We start from the raw sequence: 2,123 nt of genomic DNA on the forward strand, positions 1-2,123 counted from the left end.
GGGGCGGGGCGCGCCGCGATGGCAGGTCATGCATCCCACCTGCATGGGGTTGTCGCCGATCTGCGGGATGTCGGGCAGCAGGTCGCCGTTGATCTCGCGCACCATCCGCATCATCCCCCGCGCCACCTGCTTCTCCCGGTCGCCGTCCGCCGCGAAGTTGAGCGAATCGGGCCTGGCGGGATCGTACGGCACGTGGCAGTGGTTGCAGCGCACGCCCAGCGACGTGGTGAAGTTGCGCATGACGGCGATCACGGCCTCGCGCGACATGGTGTCGGGCAGCACCTGCAGGTTCTGCGGGCGGCCCGGCTCGCCGGGGGCGGCGGAGGGCGCGGCGCCGTCGGACGAGGCACGCGACGCCTGGCCCACGCACGCGGAGAGCGCGGCCAGCAGCAGCACGGTACGGACGACCTTTCGATGGTGCATCGGGAGGTGCGGAACGGGGGGATTCGCGGCGGGCCGGGGCCCGGCTGGAGACGGAGGGAGCGAGACGCAAAACGCGTGCGTTCGGGCTGATCGACGCCATCGGCAGACGGCGCGTCCGGTGCGCGGCGGCGGGCCTGGAACGTGCGGGCGGACGGTGCGGGCGAAGGGCGCGGACGGCGGAGAAATCCGGAATTCCGCGCGCATCCGTGAACCGGCGGGGACGCGGCGAGGGGGGACGATGGCGGACGAGGAACGGCTGATCGAGGGCGTGGCGCGCATTGCCCGGCGCCTGGAGGACGACGCGGACCTGGACCCGCTGCTGGACCGCATCGGCGACGCGCGGGTGGTGCTGCTGGGCGAGGCGTCGCACGGCACGCGCGAGTTCTACACGTGGCGCGACCGCATCAGCCGCCGTCTCATCACCGAGAAAGGATTCCACTTCATCGCCGTGGAGGGCGACTGGCCGGACTGCTACCTGGTGAACCGGTGGATCAAGGGGATGGACGGCGGGCAATCCGCCCGCGAGATGCTGCACGCCTTTGAACGCTGGCCCACGTGGATGTGGGCCAACGAGGAGGTGGCCGTCCTGGCCGAGTGGCTGCGCCGGCACAACGAGGGGCGCGAGCCGGACGACCGCGTGGGCTTCTACGGCCTGGACGTGTACTCGCTGTGGGACTCCATGGACGTCGTCACGCGCTACCTGGAGAAGGTGGATCCTCAGGCCGCGGCGCGGGCGCGGCGGGCGTACGGCTGCTTTGACCCGTACGAGTCGGACGTGCAGGACTACGCCATGGCCACGGCGCTCGTCCCCACGAGCTGCGAGGAAGAGGTGGTGCGCACGCTCAGCGACCTGCGGTCAAAGGGCCCGGACTACGGGTCGGAGGGGCGCGAGGCGTTCTTCAACGCCGAGCAGAACGCGCTGGTGGCCCGCAACGCCGAGCGCTACTACCGCGCGATGATCCGCGGGGGCGCGGCCAGCTGGAACGTGCGCGACACGCACATGATCGAGACGCTGGAGCGCCTGCTGCAGCACCACGGGCCGGGATCCAAGGCCATCGTGTGGGAGCACAACACGCACGTGGGCGACGCGCGGGCCACGGACATGGCGCGGGTGGGGATGGTGAACGTGGGATCGCTGGCGCGCGAGCGGTGGGGCGGGGACGTGGTGATCGCGGGCTTCTCGTCGCACCGCGGCAGCGTGATCGCGGGGGCGGAGTGGGGCGCGCCCATGCAGCGCATGCCCGTGCCCGACGCGCGCGCGGGAAGCTGGGAGCACGTCTTTCACAGCGCGGGCACCAAGGACCGGCTCTTCATGATGGATGAGCTGGACGAGGTGGAGGGCTCCACGGACGCCCGCGGGCACCGGGCCATCGGCGTGGTCTACCACCCGGACCGCGAGTCGCGGAGCAACTACGTGCCCAGCGTGCTGCCGTACCGGTACGATGCCGTGCTGTACATCGACCGCTCGCACGCGCTCACGCCGCTCAAGATGTCCGCCGACAAGCCCGACGCCGCGCCGGAGACGCCAAAGACGTATCCGAGCGGGATGTGAGGAAGGGAAGTGCGAAAGTGCGAAAGTGGGTCATGTACCCGTTCATGGTTGATGCCTCGTAGGAGGCACGACCATCGAGAGCAGATGCTGAACGGTCCAGCAACGATCAGTCAGCCCGGCAGCCATCGCCGGCGTGCGCTTGCGTGTG

General features: G+C 70.6%; 2 protein-coding genes. One reads left to right on the forward strand and one right to left on the reverse strand.

Annotation, left to right across the window (positions count from 1 at the left end):
• Nucleotides 1-423: c-type cytochrome (locus VFZ20_RS16965; RefSeq protein ID WP_329685102.1), on the reverse strand; the 423-nt coding region annotated here is incomplete at its 3' end.
• 238 nt (nt 424-661) lie between these two features.
• On the opposite strand from VFZ20_RS16965, the gene VFZ20_RS16970 reads away from it, so the two are divergent.
• A complete protein-coding gene (locus VFZ20_RS16970) occupies nt 662-1,975 on the forward strand; it encodes an erythromycin esterase family protein (protein WP_329685103.1) in 1,314 nt (437 codons plus the stop codon).
• Nucleotides 1,976-2,123 lie beyond the last annotated feature (148 nt).

It is taken from the genome of Longimicrobium sp. (assembly GCF_036280135.1).
Taxonomy (GTDB): Bacteria; Gemmatimonadota; Gemmatimonadetes; order Longimicrobiales; family Longimicrobiaceae; genus Longimicrobium.

Coding starts and splice junctions, on each gene's coding strand:
- VFZ20_RS16970 (WP_329685103.1), top strand. CDS start 662: ATGGCGGACGAGGAACGGCTGATCGAGGGCGTGGCGCGCATTGCCCGG.